Origin of the sequence: Actinomadura formosensis NBRC 14204 (assembly GCF_001552155.1) — a bacterium.
GTDB classification, from domain to species: domain Bacteria; phylum Actinomycetota; class Actinomycetes; order Streptosporangiales; family Streptosporangiaceae; genus Spirillospora; species Spirillospora formosensis.
The window spans coordinates 1-20,897 of the sequence record NZ_BCQQ01000124.1; the positions used below are offsets into that span (position 1 = coordinate 1).

Consider the following 20,897-nt stretch of genomic DNA (forward strand, 5'->3'; position numbering starts at 1 on the left):
TGGGAAAATCAGAACTCATACCGCAAATGCTACCCGCCAGTAGGGCTTGGCGGACGGCCCAGGTCCCCGCCTGCAACGGGCACGTGTCCAACGAGGCCGCACGCCGGCGACGGCGAATCGAAGGGAGCACGCCTTGACCTACCGGCTGACGGTCATCGGAACCGGGTACCTCGGCGCCACCCACGCGGCCTGCATGGCCGACCTGGGGTTCGAGGTGCTCGGGCTCGACGTGGACGCGGAGCGGATCGCCCGGCTCTCCGCCGGTGACCTGCCGTTCTACGAGCCGGGGCTGGAGCCCGTGCTGCGCCGGGGGCTGGAGACGGGACGGCTGCGGTTCACCACGTCCTACAAGGAGGCCGCGGAGTTCGGCGACGTCCACTTCCTGTGCGTGGGGACGCCGCAGAAGTCCGGGGAGTACGCCGCCGACCTGAGTTACGTGAACGACGCGATCGCGTCGCTGGGGCCGCTGCTGCACCGGCCCTGCCTGATCGTGGGGAAGTCCACCGTGCCGGTGGGGACGGCCGGCCTGCTGGCCGAGACGCTCGCCAGGATCTCGCCGGTGGGCGGCGACGCCGTGCTCGCGTGGAACCCCGAGTTCCTGCGCGAGGGGTTCGCCGTCCAGGACACCCTGCACCCCGACCGGATCGTGGCCGGGCTGCCCGGTGAGCAGGGCGCGGCCGAGCACGCGGAGAAGGTGCTCCGGGAGATCTACCGGACGATGATCGCGGAGGGGACGCCCTTCATCACCGCCGATTTCCCGACGGCGGAGCTCGTGAAGGTGTCGGCCAACGCGTTCCTCGCGACCAAGATCTCGTTCATCAACGCCATGGCGGAGGTCTGCGAGGCCGCGCACGCCGATGTGACGAAGCTCTCCGAGGCGCTGTCCTACGACGACCGCATCGGCGGCAAGTTCCTCGGCCCCGGGCTCGGTTTCGGCGGCGGCTGCCTGCCCAAGGACATCCGGGCGTTCATGGCGCGGGCCGGCGAGCTCGGCGCCGACCAGGCGCTCACCTTCCTGCGCGAGGTCGACGAGATCAACATCCGGCGGCGCATCCGGATGGTGGACCTCGCCCGGCAGCTGCTCGGCGGCTCGTTCGCCGGGCGGACGGTCGGCGTCCTCGGCGCGGCCTTCAAGCCGAACTCCGACGACGTCCGCGACTCCCCCGCGCTGGACGTGGCCGCGTCCATAAGGGCCCAGGGCGCCAAGGTGACGGTGTACGACCCGCAGGCCATGCGGAACGCGCGCCGCGCCCAGCCGACGCTGGAGTACGGCGAGTCGACCCTGTCCGCGGCCCGGGGCGCGCATGTCGTCCTGCTGCTGACCGAGTGGGCGGAGTTCCGGGCCATGGACCCGTCCGAACTCGCGGAGGCCGTCGCCGAGCGCAACATCGTGGACGGGCGCAACGCCCTCGACCCCGAGCGGTGGCGCGCGGCCGGCTGGAACTACCGGGCCCTCGGACGTCCCTGACCCCGCGGGGAAGCAAAGGATCACAAAAGCTGTTGTCGTGGACATGGCTGACGAATTCGCCGACCAGGACGTGATCCGGCGGCTGCTGAACGAGTCCGGGACGTGGGCGTTCGTCGGGCTCGGCGACAACCCCGAACGCGAGGTCCACAACCAGGCCCGGCTGATGCAGCAGCGCGGGAAGCGGATCATCCCCGTCCACCCGGCGGCGCGGGAGGTGCTCGGCGAGCGGGGGTACGCGTCGCTCGCCGACGTCCCCGGCGAGATCGACGTCGTGGGCGTGTACCGGCGCGCCGAGCACGCCGGGCAGGCGGTGGACGAGGCGATCGCGGCCGGTGCGAAGGCGGTGTGGCTGCCGCTCCAGGTGATCGACGAGGCGGCGGCCCGGCGCGCGAAGGACGCCGGGCTCGACGTCGTCATGAACCGCTGCCCCGCCGTCGAATGGGCCCTGCGCCGCCAGGCCCCGCGCGGCTAGAGCTTCTCGCGGAGCCGCGCGCCCTTCGCCTTGGCCTGGCCGTAGAGGTCCTTCTGGAAGACCGTCATCTTGGCCCGCAGCCCCTCGTCGGACGCGGCCAGGATGCGGACCGCCAGCAGTCCGGCGTTGCGGGCCGCGCCGACCGCGACCGTCGCGACCGGCACGCCGGCGGGCATCTGGACGATCGAGAGCAGCGAGTCCATGCCGTCCAGGTACTTCAGCGGGACGGGGACGCCGATCACCGGCAGCGGAGTCACCGAGGCCAGCATGCCCGGCAGGTGCGCGGCCCCGCCCGCGCCCGCGATGATCACCCGGAGGCCGCGGGCCGCCGCGTCCTCCCCGTAGGCGATCATGTCGTGCGGCATCCGGTGCGCGGACACGACGTCGGCCTCGTAGGGGACGCCGAACTCGGCGAGCGCCTGCGCGGCGCCCTCCATGACGGGCCAGTCGGAGTCGCTGCCCATCACCACGCCGACGACCGGCTCACTCATTCGTGCCTCCTTTGGGGGTCGACCACCACGCCGCCCGGTTCACTCCGCTCATTCGGTGCCTCCAGCAGGCCCCCACCGCAGGTAGTCGGCGGCGTGCCGGGCGCGTTCGCGGACCTCGGCGAGGTCGGCGCCGAGCGCGGTCACATGGCCGATCTTGCGGCCGGGACGCGACTCCTTGCCGTACATGTGCACCTTGACGGCCGGGTCGTGCGCCATCACGTGGATGTAGCGGGAGTAGACGTCCGGGTCGTCCCCGCCGAGCACGTTGGCCATGACCGTGTACGGGGCCGTGGGTTCGGTGGAGCCGAGGGGCAGGTCGAGGACGGCGCGCAGATGCTGCTCGAACTGCGACGTCCGGGCGCCCTCGATCGTCCAGTGCCCGGAGTTGTGCGGGCGCATGGCCAGCTCGTTCACCAGGAGCCCGGTGCCGGTCTCGAACAGTTCGACGGCGAGGAGGCCGAGGACGCCCAGCTCCTCCGCGATGCGGAGGGCGAGGCTCTGCGCCTCGGCGGCCAGGTCCTCCGGCAGGCCGGGCGCGGGCGAGATCACCTCGGTGCAGATCCCGTCCTCCTGGACGGTCTCCACGACCGGGTACGCGGCGCCCTGCCCGTACGGGGAGCGCGCGACGAGCGCGGCCAGCTCCCGCCGGAACGGGACGTGCTGCTCGACCATCAGGTCGACGCCCTCCGCCTGCAGCCGCTCCACCAGGCCGGACGACGGCTCGTCGACGATCCAGACGCCCTTGCCGTCGTAGCCGCCGCGGGTGGCCTTGAGCACCAGCGGCCGGCCGTGCTCCTCGGCGAACGCCGCCAGGAAGGCCCCGGGATCGGACGACGGCACGTGCGCGTACGCGGGGCACGGGACGCCGAGGGCGCTGAGCCGCTCCCGCATGACCAGCTTGTTCTGGGCGTGCGCCAGGGCGGCCGAACCCGGACGGCACGGGACGCCCGTGCCCTCCAGCTCCTGGATGTGCGGGCCCGGGACGTGCTCGTGGTCGAACGTCACCACGTCGCAGCCCTTGGCGAACGCCAGGAGATCGTCGAGGGACCGGTCGTCGCCCACCCGCACGTCCGACACGGCCTTGGCCGCCGACTCGTCCGACGCCCCGGCGAGGACGCGCAGCGACACGCCGAGCGCGATCGCGGCCTGCTGGGTCATCCGGGCGAGCTGGCCGCCGCCCGCCATTCCCACCACGGGCATCTCGCCGCGGCGTGCCGGGTCCAGGGCGGCATCCCCTCTCGGAGGGCGCTGAGCTGTCACATCAGAAGGTTATCGGCCGCCGGACCCGAACGAATCCGCCGCCGCCGGCGTCATAGGTGTGTGAGGATCTCGCGGGCGGGCAGGGAACGTCCGGAGAGCAGGAAACGTTCATGTTCCGACGTCCCCGCGGCAACGGGCGTCTATTCTCGTGGTGCCCCGCATCACCCGCCGCGCCGTCGGCCGTGGCGTGCAGACGAAGCCCGGAAGGACGGTTCCCCTTCGTGAGCCTGGTCGCCAATCTTCATCGGCGGTTCGCGCACCTCGTGCAGGAGATCGCCAAGTTCGGCAGTGTGGGCGCGATCGCGTTCGTCATCACTGTCGTGATCGGCAACGGCCTGCACACGGGGCTGGACGTGGGTCCGCTGACCTCCAACGGCGTCGCGACGATCATCGCCACGACGTTCTCCTACCTGGCGAACCGCTACTGGACGTTCCGGCACCGCGACCGCACCGGCCTCGGCCGCGAGTACGTGCTGTTCTTCGCGCTGAACGGCATCGGACTGGTGATCACCGAGCTGTTCATCGGCTTCTCCCACTACGTTCTCAGGCTGGACGGCGCGGTCTTCTACAACATCGCGCTGGTCATCGGCACCGCCGTGGCGACGCTGTTCCGCTTCTGGTCGTACAAGAAGTGGGTGTTCCTCCCGGCGGACGCCCCGAGCGTCGACCCGGCCTCCGGCCTGCCGGAGGCCCCGTCCGGCCCCATCCCGGAGGGGCCGGGCATCCGCCGGGCGACCCTCCACCCCGGCCCGGCATCCGGCCTGGGCCACCCCCTCGACTCGCACGCCGCCGGGGACTACGCCGAGATCTGAACGCCCCCGGGTCGCCGCGGGGGCGCGCGTCCGCGGCGGGCTCATGCGGGGCCCATGACCACTCGTTCTTCGGCCAGGCGGGCATCTGCGGCCTGGCGCAGGAAGATGCCGAAGACGGCGGGCCGGGACTGGATGAGTTCCAGGCGGCCACCGTCCACCACGGCCAGGGAACGCGCGAGGTAGAGGCCGAGGCCGGTGCCGTGTCCGCCGCTGACACTGCGGTCGAAGATGCGGGGCTCCAGCTCGGACGGGATCCCGGCGCCCTCGTCGCCTACCTCGACCACCACCGAGCCCGCGCCCGGCTTGGTGTGGATGGTGACGGTGCCGGCGCCGTGCGCCAGCGAGTTCTCCAGCAGCGTCGCGACGATCTGGGAGAGGCTCTCGGGGTTCGTCAGGCCGACGAGCCCCTGCTCGCCGATGATCCGCACGTCCCGCCCGGCCTTGCGGAAGCTGGGCCGCCACTCCTTGACCTGCTGGGTGATGATCTGGTCGATCGGGGACGGGACGGCGCCGCCCGTCGGGTCGTGCCGGGCGCGGGCGAGCAGCTGCTCGACGACGGCGACCAGGCGTTCGGTCTGCGCGACGGCGGCGGCGCCCTCCTCCCGGACGACGTCCGGATACTCGGCCGCCTCGATCATCTCCTCCAGCCGCATGGACAGCGCGGTCAGCGGTGTGCGGAGCTGGTGGCTGGCGTCGGTGGCGAACTGGCGGCCGGCGACCACCAGGTCGGTGATGCGGACGGCGCTGCGGTCCAGGACCTCGGCGACCTGGTCGATCTCCGGGATGCCGTAGCGGCGGGGACGCGGCCGGGCGTTGCCGCTGCCGAGCCGGTCGGCGGTCTCGGCGAGTTCCCGGAGCGGCAGCAGGAGCTTGCGTGCCTGCACCATCGCGAGGCCGACGGTGACGGCGACGCCGAGCAGCGCCAGGCTGCCGATCAGCAGGATCAGCCGCAGCGCGGTGTCGCGGATCTCCGGCTCCGGGCGCGACACCCGCACGCGGATCGCGCCCTGGGTCGCGGTGGCGCTGAGGACGCGGCCGCGGCGCGGCGGCCCGGCGGTCACCGTGCGGCCGTCCGGCATGGTGATGGAGATGTGGCGGCCGGGATATTCGCGCGCGATGAGCGCGCTGTTGAAGGGCCGGTGCGCGGCCAGGCCGTACCCGACGCCGCCGGCGATGGAGGACGCCTCCCGGTCGAGCGACCGGCCGGCCTCCTCGTAGACGAGTTTGTGGGCGGCGTAGGCGAGGGGTATGCCGAGCAGGAGGATCGCGACCACCGCCACCGCGAGCGTCGACAGGAGGAGTCGGCGCCTCATCAGGGCTCCTTTGAGGGTGGGGCCGCGGACCGTACGGCATGCGGCGTCCGGGGGCCTCTCGGGAAGGCCCCGGTCGTCCCGCACGGCCGGCGGCGGGCGGTGCTAGTCGCCGCGCTCGAACCGGAAGCCGACGCCCCGCACCGTGGTGATGTAGCGGGGGCTGCCGGCGTCGTCGCCGAGCTTGCGGCGCAGCCAGGAAATGTGCATGTCGAGCGTCTTGGTGGAACCCCACCAGTTGGTGTCCCACACCTCGCGCATGATCTGTTCGCGGGTCACGACCTTGCCCGCGTCGCGGACGAGGACGCGCAGCAGGTCGAACTCCTTCGTGGTGAGCTGGAGCTCCTGTTCTCCCATCCAGGCGCGGCGCGACTCGGCGTCGATCCGCACTCCCTGGACGATCGGGGTCTCGGTGCTGCCCCGGCGCAGCAGCGCCCGCACCCGCGCGAGCAGCTCGGCCAGCCGGAACGGCTTGGTCACGTAGTCGTCGGCGCCCGCGTCCAGCCCGACGACGGTGTCGACCTCGTCGGCACGGGCGGTGAGGATCAGGATGGGCACGCCATGCCCCTCGGCCCGTACCCGGCGGGCCACCTCCAGGCCGTCCAGTTCCGGAAGGCCGAGATCAAGGACGATCAGGTCCACGCCGCCGCCGAGCGCCCGCTCCAGCGCCTGCGGGCCGTCCGGGCTGACTTCGACGGTGTACCCCTCGCGACGCAGCGCGCGGGCGAGAGGCTCGGAGATGGACGTGTCGTCCTCGGCGAGCAGTACTGAGGTCATGAACCGATCGTATGACCAATCTTGACCCTTGCCCGGCTGCCGCCGCGCTCTTGACCTGCGGTTTGCCACTCATAGTACATTTGCGAACACGACATATCCGTTAGAACACGGATCTAGGCCGCATCACGCGTGTCCAGAAGTCAGCGAAAAAATCGCGGCGGACGCGCCGGGCAGCGCCACCGAGGCGGGTCCGGAATCGACGGTTTCGTCCGCATCAAGGTGGATTGCCGGGTCGGATGCGAGCAGCAGCCGGGGACGGCCGCCCGGCGGCGCGGCCGGCAGGACGAGGGGGACGCCGCCGAAGTTCGCCGCCACGCACACGCCGCCGCGCCACATCATCAGCCAGCGCGCCCCGTTCTCGTCCGTCTCGACCCTCGCCGCGGTCAGCCGGGGGTCGTTCAGCTCGGGCGCGGCGCGGCGCAGCGCGATCAGCGAACGATGCCATTCCAGCAGGTCGGCATGGTGCGGGGCGTCCGGCTCGGCCCAGTCGAGGACCGAACGCCGGAAGGTTTCCACAGCCTGTGGATCGGGAACCCCGTCCACCCAGCCGTGCCGCGCGAACTCCCGCCGGCGCCCCTCGCTGACGGCACGGGCCAGTTCAGGGTCACGATGGTCGGTGAAGTAGCACCACGGGGTGGAGGCGCCCCATTCCTCGCCCATGAACAACATCGGCGTGAACGGTGCGAGCAAAAGCAGTGCCGCGCCCACTTTGAGCAGCCCTGGGGACGGCAAAAGGGGACCGATGCGGTCGCCCGCTGCACGGTTGCCGACTTGGTCGTGGTTCTGCAGAAAGCCGAGGAAACGGTGTGCGGGTGTTTCCCCGACGTTCACCGGGCGCCCATGACGCCGCCCCCGGTAGGTCGACATCGTCCCGTCGTGGACGAAGACCTTGGTAAGGGCCTTCTTGAGCGTTTCCAAAGAGCCGAAGTCGCAGTAGTAGCCCTGGCGCTCACCCGTGAGGGCCGCGTGCAGAGCGTGGTGGAAGTCGTCGCTCCACTGCGCGTCCAGCCCGTACCCGCCCGCCTCTCTGGACGTCACCAGGCGCGGGTCGTTCAGATCGGACTCGGCGATGAGGAAGAGTTCCCGCCCCAGGTGGGCGGACTCCGCGGCCACGGCACGGCTCATTTCTTCGAGGATGTGCACGGCGCCCTGGTCGGCGATGGCGTGGACGGCGTCAAGGCGCAGCCCGTCGAAGTGGTAGTCGCGCAGCCACATCAGCGCGTTCTGCACGACGAACGCGCGGACCTCGTCCGAGCCCTCCTGGTCGAAATTCACCGCGTCGCCCCAGGGTGTGGCATGGGCGTCGGTGAAGTACGGGCCAAAGCTCCCGAGACGATTCCCGTCCGGGCCGAGGTGGTTGTGGACGACGTCCAGGATGACCGCCAGGCCGCGAGCGTGAGCGGTGTCCACGAACCGTTTCAATCCATCGGGACCGCCGTATGGCTCATGGGGCGCCCAGAGGTGCACACCGTCGTAACCCCATCCGTGGTGACCGGGGAAGGACGCGACGGGCAGCAGTTCCACGGCGTCTATCCCGAGCGCCACCAAATGGTCGAGACGTTCGATGGCCGCGTCGAACGTCCCTTCGAGGGTGAACGTGCCAACGTGCATCTCGTAAAGGACGCTGCCGGGGAGCGGACGGCCGTGCCAGTGCTGGTCCGTCCAGGCGAACCGTTCGTGGTCGTAGACACGGCTCTGACCGTGGACGCCGTTGGGCTGCCAAGGCGAACGCGGGTCGGGTAGTACCTCGTCCGCACCGTCCAAGGCGAAGCCGTAGTCCGTCCCATGGCCGGCGTCGGCGACGTCCGCCTCCCACCAGCCGGAGTCCTTCGCCACCATGGGATGCCGCGTGCCGCCGGTCACGACCTCAACGCGCCCGGCGGCCGGGGCCCACACCGTGAAACGGGTGCTCACCTGTCGATCTCCCTGGGAACGAGCAGCGCGACGGGCAGATGCGCGAAGACGCGGTCCGCGTCCAGGATCGGGCCCATGTGCGTGCAGCCGGTCAGGACGTCCCGCCAGCCCTGGTGGCGGACGTCCACCCGCGTGCCGTCCCAGCCGCCGCGGCGCTCCAGGCCCACGGGCAGCCGGGTGGCGAGCGCGACCGCGTCGCCCCGCGCGAACCCGATCAGGTGCTCGGCGGCGGGCCCGCGCGCGGCGACCGGCTCGTGCCGCGAGCCCGGCCCGAACCACTGCGGATGCGCCCGGCGCAGCCGCAGCGTCCGCGAGGTGACCAGCAGTTTCTCGTCGTCGACCTCCCTCGGCCTGCGGCCGGTGTCGAGCCGGGCGAGATGCTCGCGGCGCCGCCCGTAGTCGACCGGCCGCCGGTTGTCGGGGTCGACGAGCGACAGGCCGGTCAGCTCGCAGCCCTGGTAGACGTCCGGGACTCCCGGCATCGCCAACTGGACGAGCTTCTGCCCCAGCGTGTTCACGCGCGCGTAGGGGGCCAGCTTCGCAACGAACGACGTCATGTCGGTGACGAGGTCGGCGTCGGCCAGCGTGTCCCGCACATGGGCGAGAACGGCCTCCTCGTAGCCGGCGTCCCGCTCGATCCAGGACGTGCGGGTCTTGGCCTCACGCATCGCCTTGGTGAGGAACTCCTCCAGACGTCCCTGGGTGATCGGCCACGCGCCGACGAGCGTCTGCCAGAGGAGGTATTCGAGGTCGGGCTCCAGCGGTGAGGGGCTCGGACCCCATGTCCGCCAGCGTTCGACCGCTTCCACCCACTCGCCCGGGAGTTCGGCCAGCACGGACAGCCAGGCCCGTACGTCCTCCTCCCGCTTGGTGTCGTGCGTGGACAGCGTTGTCATCGTCAACGGCCAATCGCGCGCGAGCCTGATGCAGTGCGCGTGGAAGTCCTCTGGGCTGACGGAGAACCGCCCTGGGGCGCCGCCCACCTCGTTCAGCGCGGCCATGCGGTTCCACCGGTAGAAAGCCGTGTCCTCCACGCCTTTCGCCGCGAGCGGCGCCGACGTCTGCTGGAACCGGACGATGAACTCGGCGTCGGTGCGCTCACCACGCCCCAATGCCAGGTCTACGACGGCCTCCACGTCGTCATGCAGGTGCTCGGGCAGATGGGCGCGAGCCCGTCGAGCGGCCTCATTCAGGACGTCCACGGCCTGCTGCGGTGCGTCCTCACCCGGCACGACATAGGCGCGGTAGACGGGCATGGCGACGAGCAACTCGAACAAGGCTCGCTCCAAGCCGGGCCGGTGTTCGCCCACAACCCGCCGGAGGACGCGCAAGAGCCAGTCGATCTCCGGCTTCAGCCCGTGTGTGGCGGCATACCGGCGAGCCTCACGCTCGACCTCTTCGAACTCGGCCGGATTGCCCGTCAGCGACACGTAGTAGTCGGTGAGCGGCTTCTCCCCCGCCGGGTCGAGGAACAGCCCGCCGACCATGCCGAGCGAGTCGTAGCCGGTGGTGCCCGCGCACGGCCAGTCCGGCGGCAGCCGCTCCTCCCCCTCAGTGATCTTCTCGACGAGCAGCCAGCGGTCCGGCGCCGCCTCCGCCAGCCGGCGCAGGTAACCGCGCGGGTCGGCGAGCCCGTCCGGATGGTCGATGCGCAGGCCGTCCACGAGGCCCTGCTCGACCAGGCCCAGCAGCAGCCCGTGCGTGCGCCGGAAGACCTCCGGGTCCTCCTGCCGCAGCCCGATCAGCCCGGAGATGTCGAAGAACCGCCGGTAGTTGGGCTCCCCCTCACCGGGCAGGACGACCCGTCCACCGCCCGCGTCCCAGTCGATGTCGAACCACTTCGCGAAGGGCGAGCGCGGACCGTCCGCGAGGACCTCCGCGAGCGGCAGGTTCAGCTCGTGCGGCTCCGGGATCGCCATGTGGTTCGGGACGGCGTCGACCAGCACCCGCAGGCCGTGCGCGCGGAACCGGGTCGCCATGGCGCCGAACGCCTCCGGCCCGCCCAGCTCCTCCGAGAGCCGGGAGTGGTCGACGACGTCGTAGCCGTGCGCGGACCCTGGCGCGGCCTGTAACACCGGCGACAGGTAGACATGGGACACGCCGAGGGACGCCAGGTAGGGAGCGAGCGCGGCGGCCTCGGCGAATCCGAAGCGCCCCTCGGGCGTGCCGCGGAGCTGGAGGCGGTAGGTACCGGACGGCGGTGCGGCGAGAGCGTCCTCGGCGGGTACGGCGGTCTCGGCGCTGTGGTCTTCGGACACGGTTTCCTCTGGGGGGTCGGCGGGGAGCGGGTCCTCGGGAACGGGTTCGGCGTGCATGTCGTCGTGCATGTCGTCGTGCATGGCGTGGTCACGTCGTCGGGTGCATGGCGGGCATCGTCCTCAGACCCGGCGCAGGACCTGGATCGACCGGGCGTGGACCGGGACGCTCTCGCGGGCCTTCACGACCGGCGACTCCTCCTCGGCGAGCAGCGGGTCGGCGGTGTCGAGCACCTTGCCCCACAGCTGCCCGTACACGGCGGGCGGAAGCGTGAACATCAGGTCCCCGTCGTGCGCGTTGAACAGGAGCAGGAACGAGGCGTCCCGGACCTGCCGCCCGCGCCGGTCGGGCTCCCCGATCGCGTCGCCGTTCAGGAACACGTTCAGCGACTTGTTGAAGCCCGCCGACCAGTCCTCCTCGGCCATCTCCCTGCCGTCCGGGGTGAACCAGACCAGGTCGGGCAGTTCCTCGGCCTCCGCTTCGGCCTGCTCCATGCCGCGGGCGGCCTGGTGGGCGGGCTTCGCCCCCTGGCCACCGACGAAGAACCGCCGGCGCCGGAACACCGGATGCTCGGTCCGCAGCTTCGACAGCCGCCGGACGAAGTCGAGCAGCGGGCCGCGTTCGTCGAAAAAGGTGTCGTCGCGCAGGCCCGTCCAGTCGACCCAGGAGAGCTCGCTGTCCTGGCAGTAGGCGTTGTTGTTGCCGCCCTGGGTTCGGCCTATCTCGTCGCCGTGCAGCAGCATCGGGACGCCCTGCGACAGGAACAGCGTGGTCAGGAAATTGCGTTTCTGGCGTTCGCGGAGTGCGACGATGCCCAGGTCGTCTGTCGGGCCCTCATGGCCGCAGTTCCACGACCGGTTGTCGTCGGTGCCGTCCCTGTTGCCCTCCCCGTTCGCCTCGTTGTGCTTGCCGTCGTAGGAGACGAGGTCGTTCAGCGTGAACCCGTCATGGCATGTCACGAAGTTGATCGAGGCGATGGGGCGGCGCCCGTCATCGGCGTACAGGTCGGACGAGCCCGTCAGCCGGGACGCGAAGCCGGGCATCACGCCCGGCTGCCCGCGCCAGTAGTCGCGCATGGTGTCGCGGTACTGGCCGTTCCACTCCGTCCACAGCGGCGGGAAGTTCCCGACCTGGTAGCCGCCCTCCCCGATGTCCCACGGCTCGGCGATCAGCTTCACCTGCGAGACCACCGGGTCCTGCTGGACGAGGTCGAAGAACGCCGCCAGCCGGTCCACCTCGTGCAGTTCGCGGGCCAGCGTCGCCGCGAGGTCGAACCGGAACCCGTCCACGTGCATCTCGGTCACCCAGTACCGCAGCGAATCCATGATCAGCTGCAGGACGTGCGGGCTGCGCATCAGCAGGCTGTTCCCGGTGCCCGTCGTGTCGATGTAGTAGCCGGGGTTTCCGTCGACGAGCCTGTAGTACGAGGCGTTGTCGATGCCCCGGAACGACAGCGTCGGCCCGAGATGGTTGCCCTCGGCGGTGTGGTTGTAGACGACGTCCAGGATCACCTCCATGCCCGCCTCGTGCAGCGCCTTCACCATCGCCTTGAACTCCAGCACCTGCTCGCCCCGCTGCCCCGACGACGAGTACTCGTTGTGCGGCGCGAAGAAGCCGATGGTGTTGTAGCCCCAGTAGTTGCGCAGGCCGCGGCTCGTCAGCGCGTCGTCGTGGACGAACTGGTGGACGGGCATCAACTCCACCGCCGTCACCCCGATCGACCGCAGATGATCGATGATCACCGGGTGGGCGAGGCCCGCGTACGTGCCGCGCAGCGCCCGCGGGACGCCGGGATGCCGGGCGGTGAGGCCCTTGACGTGCGCCTCGTAGATCACCGTCTCGTGGTACGGGATGCGCGGCGGGCGGTCGTCCCCCCAGTCGAAGTACGGGCTGACGACCACCGACCGCATCGTGTGGGCCGCGGAGTCGGCGTCGCCCCGCGACCACGGGTCGCCGAAGCGGTAGCCGAAGCAGGACTCGTCCCGGTCGACCGCCCCCTCGACGGCCTGCGCGTACGGGTCGAGGAGCAGTTTCGCCGGGTTGCAGCGCCGCCCGCTCCGCGGCTCGTACGGCCCGTGCACCCGGTACCCGTACCGGCGGCCCGGCATGACGCCCGGCAGATAGCCGTGCCAGACGAACGCGTCCACCTCCGGGAGCGGGAACCGCGTCTCCTCGCCGTCGCCCGCCGGCCCGTCGAACAGGCACAGCTCCACCCGTTCGGCCGCCTCGGAGAAGACGGCGAAGTTCGTCCCCGCACCGTCGAACCGGGCCCCGAGGGGGTAGGGGTCGCCCGGCCAAACCTGTGCCACTGTCCCGCCTCCCGTCCATGCCGCGCCGGGCCCCGCGGCGCGGGACCCGGCGGCGCACGCGGGAAGCCCTTCCCCGTGAGGGGTGGCTCACACCGATCGGGACCCCACTGGCCAGAACGGACATTCGTGAACTACATTAGGGGAGCCTAACCTTAATGAGGGCGCCCTAAGCGTCCCGGGGTGAGGCGCGTCGAGCCCGTATGAGCCGCACGGAAGGTCCCCTACCGGCATGTACGTCTGCATCTGCAACGCCATCACCGAAGATGACGTACACGGCTGCATGGCGAGCGGCTGCACGACCGCCAAGGCCGTCAAGTCCGCGTGCGGCTTCAAGCCCGGCTGCGGCATGTGCACCAAACGCATCCACACCATGGTCAGCGAGTACCGGACGGCGAACGAACTGGCGGACGCCCTGACCGGCGGCCCGCTCGCGCTGACGGCCGTCCCCGAGCCCGTCCCGTCCGCCGCGTCCGAGCCGACCGGGCCCGTCGCCGCCGAGGGGACCGCGCCGCCGACCGCCGCCTGAGCGCCCCCGCCACGCGGACACGCGCCGTATCCGGGTTATCGACGCCCTGAACCGGCCGCCGTGGAAGCATGGAGGGCATGGAAGGCGACAAGGACATCATCGCGCTGCTGAACGACCAGCTCACCGCGGAGCTCACGGCGATCAACCAGTACTTCCTGCACTCCAAGATGCAGGAGAACTGGGGCTTCACCCGTATCGCCAAGCACACCCGCGACGAGTCCTTCGACGAGATGCGGCACGCCGAGCGGCTCACCGACCGGATCCTGTTCCTGGAGGCCCTGCCGAACTACCAGAAGCTCGGCACGCTGCGGATCGGGCAGACCGTCTTCGAGCAGCTCAAGGCCGACCTGGAGGTCGAGTTGGAGGCCGTCGCCCGGCTGCGTCCCGGCATCGAACTGATGCGCTCGCGCGGCGACATCACCTCCGCCCGGATCTTCGAGGACATCCTCGCCGACGAGGAAGAGCACATCGACTACCTGGAGACCGAACTCGGCCTCGTCGAGGCCCTCGGCGAGCAGAACTACCTGCAGCGCCTCACCGGCTCGCCCGGCGAGGACGGCCCCAGCCCCGTCTGAGCCCTACGGCGTCTCCGGCTCCGGCTCCCGCCCGGTCTTGCGGCGCAGCACGTACGGCTGGACGATGCCGAGGCCGCGGACCGGGCGCCGCACGATCCGCGTCACCTGGTAGGCCGGTTCCCCCTCAAGCTGCGCCGCCAGCTCACTGTCGATGACGACGGCCCCCGGACGGGCGAGCGAGGTGAGCCGGGCCGCGAGGTTCACCGTCGTGCCGAACACGTCGCCCATCAGCGGCAGGACGGGCCCGTACGCGACGCCGACCCGCACGTCCGGGACCTCCGTCTCGTCCTGGATCGCCGCCGCCACCGTCAGCGCTATCTCCGCGCCGACCTGCGGAGTCTCCGCGCTGAACAGCACCTCGTCGCCGAGCGTCTTCACCAGCCGGCCGCCGCAGGAGGCGATGATGTCGGCGGCGGTCTCCTCGAACCACTCCACCACCCGGGCCAGCTCGATCTCCTCCAGCTCCCGGCTGACCTGCGTGAACGACACCATGTCCGCGAAACCGACCGTGGTCATCGGCCGGCCCGCCGGGTCGCCGTTCTCCCGCGTCGCCGCCCCGGCCAGCGCCCGCGTCCCGGCGGCGGCGAGCTGGCGCCGCCAGGCGTGCACCACCAGCGGCTCGAACTCGCCGATGTGCTTCTCCGCGATCTCCACGACCGTGTCGACCGCCTCGGCGGACGGCGTGTCGTGCGGGTCCGGGGTCAGCATGCTGCGCAGCAGGTTCACCTGCCACTCCGCGAGCCGGGTCATCGTCTGCCCGAACGCGCGGACGAGCCGGATCACGCCGTCCTCGTCCAGGATCCCGTCGTCCACCAGCCGGCGGAGCCGGTCCAGGGCCGCGATGTCGCCCTCGGTGTAGGCGATCGCCTCGTCCGGCATCGACGGGTAGCCGAACGCCCGCCATATCCGGCCGGCGAACTCCCGGGACACCCCGGACAGCCGGACGGCGTCGACGCGGTTGTACCGCAGCTCGCCTCCGAGCAGGAGCTCTTCGATCTCCTTCGGATCCGGCAATCCGGCCGCCATTCTCCGCCCCTCAGTCCGCCGCCGCCCCGGGCCGGGGCGGCGGCGTCCCACCTCGGTACCAGGACATATCGTCGCAGATCAGCAATCGGATCAACGTCCGGACCGCGGATCGCCGTTCCCCGTTCACCGGACGTGCACGACATCGCCCGCGCTGACCGCGCGCTCCCCGCCCGCCGCCGCGACCACCAGCCGCCCCGTCCCGTCCACGTCCCGCGCCGTCCCGGTCAGCCGCTCGCCGCCGGGCAGCTCCACCCGGACCTCGCGCCCGAGCGTCGCGCACAGGTCCCGGTAGGCGGTACGCAGGCCGCTGCGCTCCGGATCACCCTCCAGCGCCGTCCACTCCCGGTACCAGGTGGCGAACTCGCGCAGGATCGCGCGCAGCAGCGGCGCCCGGTCGCTCAGCGGCGCGCCCTCGATGGCCAGGGACGTCGCGGCCGGCACCGGCAGCTCGTCCTCCCGCAGCCCCACATTGAGGCCGACACCGATCACCAGGCCGCCGTCGACCTTCTCGGCGAGGATCCCGGTGAGCTTGCGGTCCCCGACGAGCACGTCGTTGGGCCACTTCAGCCGGGCGTCCACGGTCACGTCGTCCCTCGCGCCGAGGAACCGCTCCCCCTGCTGCGACCAGGCGGTCATTCTCCTGATGGCCGTGGCGACGGCGACCCCCGTCAGCAGCGACGCCCACCCGAGGACCGGCACCGGCACGGCGGGCCGCAGCAGCATCGAGAACATCAGCCCGGACCGCGGCGGCGCCGTCCACGTCCGCCCCAGCCGACCCCGGCCCGCCGTCTGCACCTCGGTGACCAGCACGGTCCCCTCCGGGGCGCCCTCCCGGGCCCGCGCCGCGAGGTCGGCGTTGGTGGAGCCCGTCTCGTCCACGACCCGGATCTCCCGCCACAGCCCGCCGTCCCGGACCAGCGCCCGCCGCAGCGCCCCCTCGTGCAACGGCGGCCGCTCAAGATCCCCATAAGCTGAGTTCACCCCTCCCATCCAACCCCACCCCCGGCCCCGATGCCGGGCGCCGTGCGGGAACACACCGGACGCTCGTTAGGGTGCTGGCCATGAATGGTGTGACGCTGCGGCGCGACGGGCACGTCGCGGAGATCGTGCTGGACCGGCCCGAGGCGCTGAACGCCCTGTCGACGGCGATGGCGCGGCGCCTCGCGGCCGTGTGCGGCGAGGTTGCGGCGGACGCGGGCGTCCGCGCGGTGGTGCTGAGCGCGGCCGGTGAGAAGGCGTTCTGCGTCGGCGCGGACCTCAAGGAACGCAACGCGATGACCGACGAGGAGATCTTCGCGCAGCGGCCGGTCTTCCGGGCCGCGTTCGGCGGCGTGCTGAACCTGCCGCAGCCCGTCATCGCGGCCGTGCACGGCTTCGCGCTCGGCGGCGGCTGCGAGTTCGCGCTGTCCGCCGACCTGATCGTCGCGGACGAGACGGCCGTGTTCGGGCTGCCGGAGGTGAGGGTCGGCCTCGTCCCCGGCGGCGGCGGAACCCAGCTCGCACTGCGCCGCCTCGGCCCCGGCAGGGCCGCCGACCTCGTCTTCACCGGCCGCCGCCTCGGCGTCGAGGAGGCCCTCGACTACGGCCTCGCCGACCGCAAGGTCCCGGCGGGCACGGCCCGCGAGGAGGCCCTGGCCCTGGCCGCCGTGATCGCGCAGAACTCCCCGGTCGCCGTCCGCGCCGCCAAACGCGCCCTCCGCCTCGGCGGCGGCGTCGGCCTCGACGCCGGCCTCGACCTCGAAGAGAACGCCTGGCGCACCGCGGCCTTCTCCGCCGACCGCCGCGAAGGCATCGCCGCCTTCACCGAAAAGCGCACCCCCAACTGGCCGTCCTGACCCGCCCCCTCCGCCCTACCGGACGACGGCGCAGCATTCCGCAGGTGATGCAGGGTGAGCTAGCGCGCGAGCTTGTATTCCTCGTGTGGGATCGCCCGCTCCCACACCATTTCGAACGCGGCCACGCACTGGACGACGGCACGTGGATCGGAGACGAACTCGTACTGCTTCAGACTGGATCCGTCGCCCGCACTGAAGTTGAAGCGCACCAGTCGCTGGTCGAACATCCAGAAGTCGGCGCCGGGAAGCATCAGGTCATATGCCTGCCGCCGCGGCAGCCACCGTACCTCCTCGCCGGCCTTGATGTTCATGCGGGTAACCTCGTGCTCGAACGCAATGTAGTCCGTCACCGGCTCCGACACGATGCGCGCCCGCCGCACCTTCACCCCACGCGTGACCGCCGAGCCGATCAGGTCCAGCCACCGCCGCCAGTCCTCCTCCTTTCCGACTGACTCCCCGGCCTTCCAGCGGAGGAATTCCTCGTCGGTCGGCTGATAGGTATCGCGCATCTCCAGGTGCACCGCCGACCGTGTAGTACCTGCGAGCAAGTCAGCGAAGCTCGGCGTTCCGGTCCCTTGACGTGCTTGTTCGTAGGACGCGGTTGCCGCTTCCTGCAGGATGTCCGCCATTCGGGCGGGCTGCCAGATCACGGCTTCGTCGGCGCCGAGTACGCCGTGTCCGGTCACTTCCTTGATGATCTCAGGATCGGTGACGATGCGGCCTTGATGGTAGAAGTCACCGCTGTTGCGGTCCCGGAACGTGGCAGGACACTCCTCGTCCTTCGATTCAGGATCTTTGCCGACGAAGTCCAGATCCGTCATGGGGAGAAACCTCCACATATTTGTTCGATCGAGAGACCGTCCATATTGACTTTCACCCTATGTGCGGGGGCGCGTCAAGGTCGGCTTTCAAGGTCGGCGAGCACTACCGCGATCAGCTCGCGGACCGGCCGCCCGTAGACCGAGAGCCCCGACAGTCGCTCCCATGCCTCCACATACATGCCGACCTCGTACGGCTGCGTGATCGTAAGATATCCCGATACGAGCTCCACAGAGACGACGTCGGTGTCGCTCATGGTGAAAGATTCATCCGGCGACACCCCGCGCCGGTCGGTGTTGCGGGGAATCACCCCAAAACTGACAGTGGGCAGGCGGATCACCTCCAGCAGGTGCCGGAGCTGCTCGGCATGAGTCCCAGGAGTGAACGGGCGGTACCACAGCACGTCCTCCTCCACCACGAACAGAAATCTCTTGCCGGGTCGCCGAAGCACGTGCTGCCGCGCCATCCGTTCCGCAACTGCCTCGGCCACGTCGTCCACCGCGACGTGCTGTTCCATCCGGGCCTGTGTGAGGTAGGCAGTGGTAAGCGCCTCCGTTTGAAGGAGGCCGGGGATCACCTTCGTCTGGTAGACGCGGTGCACCCGAACCCGCTCGTACTTCTCGCGGACCGACTCCTGCACACGTTTCAGGCCCGCACGGGTCGCTTCTTTATGCGTCTCCCACATGTTCGCAGCAGCTCGCTGCTCGGCCAGCAACTCAGCCAACCGCTGCTCGTTTGCACCGGAGATCCGGCACCATATCCGCACGTGATCGACGGTGATCGTCCGGCGGCCTTTTTCGATCATGCTGACCAGCGACGAGTCCGCCCACCCGGCCCGCCGCGCGAACTCCACTCCCGACAGGCCGGCGTCGGCGCGCATCTCACGGAGTTGGCCGCCAAGACGCTCACGTGCGGCCTGCACCGACGATGACGAGACGGTAGGTGGCATCAGGCGTACTCGTGGCCGCCGCATTGATCGCGGCGTGCCGCGGTTGACGAGGTCCGACAGCGTTGGCCCGAGGTCACGATGTCAAAGTCTGTCAAATTTCTGGACCGTAGTCAGGTGGATGGCGGTCAATGGCGGGGTGCCCAAGCAAGGAGGCTCCCGATGCCCATGGCCATCCACGTACGCCGCGATCGGACACTACGTGTGAAGGTAACCGACGCCTGCGGACTCACATGCGACTTCTGCCATAACGAGGGCACCCCGGTGGCAGTGGATCAGCCGAAACAGCGGCGCATCCCCTTGCCGATCGCAGAGGGCGGTCGCTCTGGGAGAGTGTCGATCTACGCTGCGACCAACGGTGCGAAGTTCATCCCGGCCATGATGCTGCCCGACGAGGCATTCACTTCGGCATTGGTGTCGATGCGGGACCGGCTCGACATCGGCGAGGTCCACCTGACCGGCGGAGAGCCGACCCTGCACCCACGGTTGCCGGAGTTGATCACGATCGCCCGTACGCTCGGGCTGACGGTGGCGATGACGTCCAATGGGCAGAATGGCGCGCGGCTGATCCCGCACTGTGCCGACGCTGGGCTGTCGCGCGTCAACTTCTCCATCTTCGGCACGACAGCGGCCGAGCTGGCGAGTGTTCAAGGTGCCCGCTACGCCTCCATCCGGAGCGCGCAGCGCAAATTGGACGATCTGGCCGATTCCATTGACGCCGCGATCAAGGCCGGTGTCCCCGCGAGCGCAAATCTCGTCGTCCCCGGCTACTCTCACAAACCACGAGTGATCAACCTGCTCGAACATTACTCCATGCGGCTGTCGATCCGGCTCCTTAATTCCCTCGATGAGGGCGTGGCATCGATCAAGGGTATCCACGGCATCCTCCGAGATCTCGGAGCCGTGCCAGTGGAGCGGCTGCTGATCGCGGGGACGTCCAGCGCTCGAACCGTCTACCGCCTGCCTTCCGGGCGGCTCGTCCACTTCAAGCAGATCCGGCCGGTGCGCCTACCACGCACCTGTTCCTCCTGCCGCTTCAGCAACGATCGTGAATGCCAGGAGGGCTACTATGGGCTGCGCCTCTACCGGGATCGCAAAGGCCGTTACCAGGTCGGCGTATGTATCCAGCGCATGGACCTGTGCCAGCCGGTCGAGCAGTTCGTCACTAGTGAGATAGCGGGGGAAGTCCTGCGCTTTCGGGAGACCGAGTACGCGGCCTTGAGGGAGAATCTCGACTACCGTCCGCCTGACAGAGGAGAGCGATGAGCGACATCGAACACGAGGCGCGTGTCCTGGCGATCGATCCAGCGCGGGTGGCCGACCTGATCCTTACGAAGGGGGGTGAGCGGACCGTACCGGATAGGCTGATGCGTCGTTACGTCTACGACATCACGCCCGGGGATCGCACCCGGTGGATTCGGTTGCGGGACACCGGCAGCGAGGTCACGCTGACCGTCAAGGAGATCACCGATGACGGCATCTCCGGCACCCGTGAGACCGAAGTGACAGTGTCGGACTTTGAGACGACCAACACGCTCCTCGGCCTGCTGGGATATCGGCCCAAGAGCTACCAGGAGAATCGGCGGGAGTCTTTCTCTCTCGATGGGGCGCGTCTGGAAATAGACCATTGGCCGCTCATCCCGCCGTACCTGGAGATCGAAGCCGACACGGCCGACGAAGTCCACCGTATCGCCGGCCTACTCGGCTTCCGCGAGAATGACCTGACCGGCGAGAACACGATCAAGATTTACCGCCGCCACGGACACGACCTGAACAAGATCCCGGAGCTCCGCTTTCGCACATGAGACCAGCAGCTTCACGATAGGAGCGCAACAGCGCGCCGAACGTACACAGAAGCGGATCTCGGGTGAAGTCGCCGGCTGGCATGAGGGCAACTCATAATTGTCCGCGCACGGATTTTAATTGCTGCATGATTGCTGCCAGTTCGCAGCCGGCCATATCCAGAGGCGCCAGTCCGAATTGACGTCATCACCTATTTATGTAACCAAGAAGGGTCGTACGGCCGCCCGGGGAATTATACCGGCCGCACGACCCTTTGGCTTATTTTGGCGGTTAACTCAGATCATACTTGCCACACTTA

19 protein-coding genes are annotated in these 20,897 nt (G+C 70.0%); 8 read left to right on the top strand and 11 right to left on the bottom strand.

Annotated features, from left to right (window positions below):
- The first annotated feature begins 193 nt into the window (after positions 1 to 193).
- Both AF1_RS26070 and AF1_RS26075 read left to right on the top strand, forming a co-directional pair.
- Complete coding sequence (locus tag AF1_RS26070; protein WP_067804760.1) at positions 194 to 1,468, top strand: UDP-glucose dehydrogenase family protein; 1,275 nt, start codon at positions 194 to 196, stop codon at positions 1,466 to 1,468.
- Between the two features lie 43 nt (positions 1,469 to 1,511).
- Positions 1,512 to 1,940: a CoA-binding protein gene (locus tag AF1_RS26075; protein ID WP_067804764.1), complete on the top strand. Its 429-nt coding sequence runs from the start codon at positions 1,512 to 1,514 to the stop codon at positions 1,938 to 1,940.
- On the opposite strand, the gene purE is transcribed toward AF1_RS26075, so the two are convergent.
- Positions 1,937 to 2,431: a 5-(carboxyamino)imidazole ribonucleotide mutase gene (gene purE, locus AF1_RS26080; RefSeq protein WP_067804729.1), complete on the bottom strand. Its 495-nt coding sequence runs from the start codon at positions 2,429 to 2,431 to the stop codon at positions 1,937 to 1,939. The genes AF1_RS26075 and purE overlap by 4 nt on opposite strands.
- Before the next feature lie 48 nt (positions 2,432 to 2,479).
- On the bottom strand, positions 2,480 to 3,631 hold the full coding sequence (locus AF1_RS26085; protein WP_084263352.1) for a 5-(carboxyamino)imidazole ribonucleotide synthase: 1,152 nt from the start codon (positions 3,629 to 3,631) through the stop codon (positions 2,480 to 2,482).
- A 281-nt stretch (positions 3,632 to 3,912) separates the two neighbouring features.
- On the opposite strand from AF1_RS26085, the gene AF1_RS26090 reads away from it, so the two are divergent.
- Entirely contained in the window at positions 3,913 to 4,503 is a 591-nt protein-coding gene (locus AF1_RS26090; protein WP_084263353.1) for a GtrA family protein, read from the top strand.
- 41 nt (positions 4,504 to 4,544) lie between these two features.
- Here the strand turns inward: AF1_RS26090 and AF1_RS26095 are convergent, their stop codons facing one another.
- The 5 genes from AF1_RS26095 to glgX form a co-directional block, all read right to left on the bottom strand.
- Positions 4,545 to 5,816, bottom strand: a complete 1,272-nt coding sequence (locus AF1_RS26095; protein WP_067804733.1) for an ATP-binding protein — start codon at positions 5,814 to 5,816, stop codon at positions 4,545 to 4,547.
- 102 nt (positions 5,817 to 5,918) lie between these two features.
- A complete protein-coding gene (locus tag AF1_RS26100; RefSeq protein WP_026402549.1) occupies positions 5,919 to 6,590 on the bottom strand; it encodes a response regulator transcription factor in 672 nt (223 codons plus the stop codon).
- A gap of 123 nt (positions 6,591 to 6,713) precedes the next feature.
- Positions 6,714 to 8,504, bottom strand: coding sequence for a malto-oligosyltrehalose trehalohydrolase (gene treZ / locus AF1_RS26105; protein WP_067804735.1), 1,791 nt, complete (start codon positions 8,502 to 8,504; stop codon positions 6,714 to 6,716).
- Complete coding sequence (gene treY / locus AF1_RS26110; protein ID WP_242609027.1) at positions 8,501 to 10,843, bottom strand: malto-oligosyltrehalose synthase; 2,343 nt, start codon at positions 10,841 to 10,843, stop codon at positions 8,501 to 8,503. The genes treZ and treY overlap by 4 nt, the downstream gene beginning before the upstream one ends.
- A gap of 39 nt (positions 10,844 to 10,882) precedes the next feature.
- Positions 10,883 to 13,069, bottom strand: coding sequence for a glycogen debranching protein GlgX (gene glgX, locus AF1_RS26115; protein WP_067804737.1), 2,187 nt, complete (start codon positions 13,067 to 13,069; stop codon positions 10,883 to 10,885).
- 229 nt (positions 13,070 to 13,298) lie between these two features.
- Here glgX and AF1_RS33750 point away from each other — a divergent pair, with 229 nt between their 5' ends.
- Positions 13,299 to 13,595 (top strand): (2Fe-2S)-binding protein, encoded by a 297-nt coding sequence (locus tag AF1_RS33750; protein WP_084263354.1) that lies wholly within the window; start codon positions 13,299 to 13,301, stop codon positions 13,593 to 13,595.
- Positions 13,596 to 13,672: 77 nt separating this feature from the next.
- Complete coding sequence (bfr, locus tag AF1_RS26125) at positions 13,673 to 14,170, top strand: bacterioferritin (RefSeq protein WP_067804738.1); 498 nt, start codon at positions 13,673 to 13,675, stop codon at positions 14,168 to 14,170.
- 3 nt (positions 14,171 to 14,173) lie between these two features.
- Here the strand turns inward: bfr and AF1_RS26130 are convergent, their stop codons facing one another.
- Positions 14,174 to 15,196 (bottom strand): adenylate/guanylate cyclase domain-containing protein, encoded by a 1,023-nt coding sequence (locus AF1_RS26130; RefSeq protein WP_067804741.1) that lies wholly within the window; start codon positions 15,194 to 15,196, stop codon positions 14,174 to 14,176.
- A gap of 123 nt (positions 15,197 to 15,319) precedes the next feature.
- Positions 15,320 to 16,186 carry a biotin--[acetyl-CoA-carboxylase] ligase gene (locus AF1_RS26135; protein ID WP_067804744.1) on the bottom strand — a complete coding sequence of 289 codons (867 nt, stop codon included), beginning with the start codon at positions 16,184 to 16,186 and terminating at the stop codon, positions 15,320 to 15,322.
- Positions 16,187 to 16,257: 71 nt separating this feature from the next.
- Between AF1_RS26135 and AF1_RS26140 the strand changes: the two genes are divergently transcribed.
- Positions 16,258 to 17,031, top strand: coding sequence for an enoyl-CoA hydratase/isomerase family protein (locus AF1_RS26140; protein ID WP_067804748.1), 774 nt, complete (start codon positions 16,258 to 16,260; stop codon positions 17,029 to 17,031).
- 59 nt (positions 17,032 to 17,090) lie between these two features.
- Here AF1_RS26140 and AF1_RS36930 read toward each other — a convergent pair whose 3' ends face one another.
- Together AF1_RS36930 and AF1_RS26150 are read right to left on the bottom strand one after the other, a co-directional pair.
- Positions 17,091 to 17,852 (bottom strand): DUF6879 family protein, encoded by a 762-nt coding sequence (locus tag AF1_RS36930; RefSeq protein WP_306303191.1) that lies wholly within the window; start codon positions 17,850 to 17,852, stop codon positions 17,091 to 17,093.
- Between the two features lie 74 nt (positions 17,853 to 17,926).
- Positions 17,927 to 18,823: a helix-turn-helix domain-containing protein gene (locus AF1_RS26150; protein ID WP_084263355.1), complete on the bottom strand. Its 897-nt coding sequence runs from the start codon at positions 18,821 to 18,823 to the stop codon at positions 17,927 to 17,929.
- Positions 18,824 to 18,958: 135 nt separating this feature from the next.
- Here AF1_RS26150 and AF1_RS26155 point away from each other — a divergent pair, with 135 nt between their 5' ends.
- Both AF1_RS26155 and AF1_RS26160 read left to right on the top strand, forming a co-directional pair.
- Complete coding sequence (locus tag AF1_RS26155; RefSeq protein WP_067804754.1) at positions 18,959 to 20,062, top strand: radical SAM protein; 1,104 nt, start codon at positions 18,959 to 18,961, stop codon at positions 20,060 to 20,062.
- A complete protein-coding gene (locus AF1_RS26160; RefSeq protein WP_067804757.1) occupies positions 20,059 to 20,601 on the top strand; it encodes a class IV adenylate cyclase in 543 nt (180 codons plus the stop codon). Before AF1_RS26155 ends, AF1_RS26160 begins: the two co-directional genes overlap by 4 nt.
- The last annotated feature ends 296 nt before the right edge of the window (positions 20,602 to 20,897 follow it).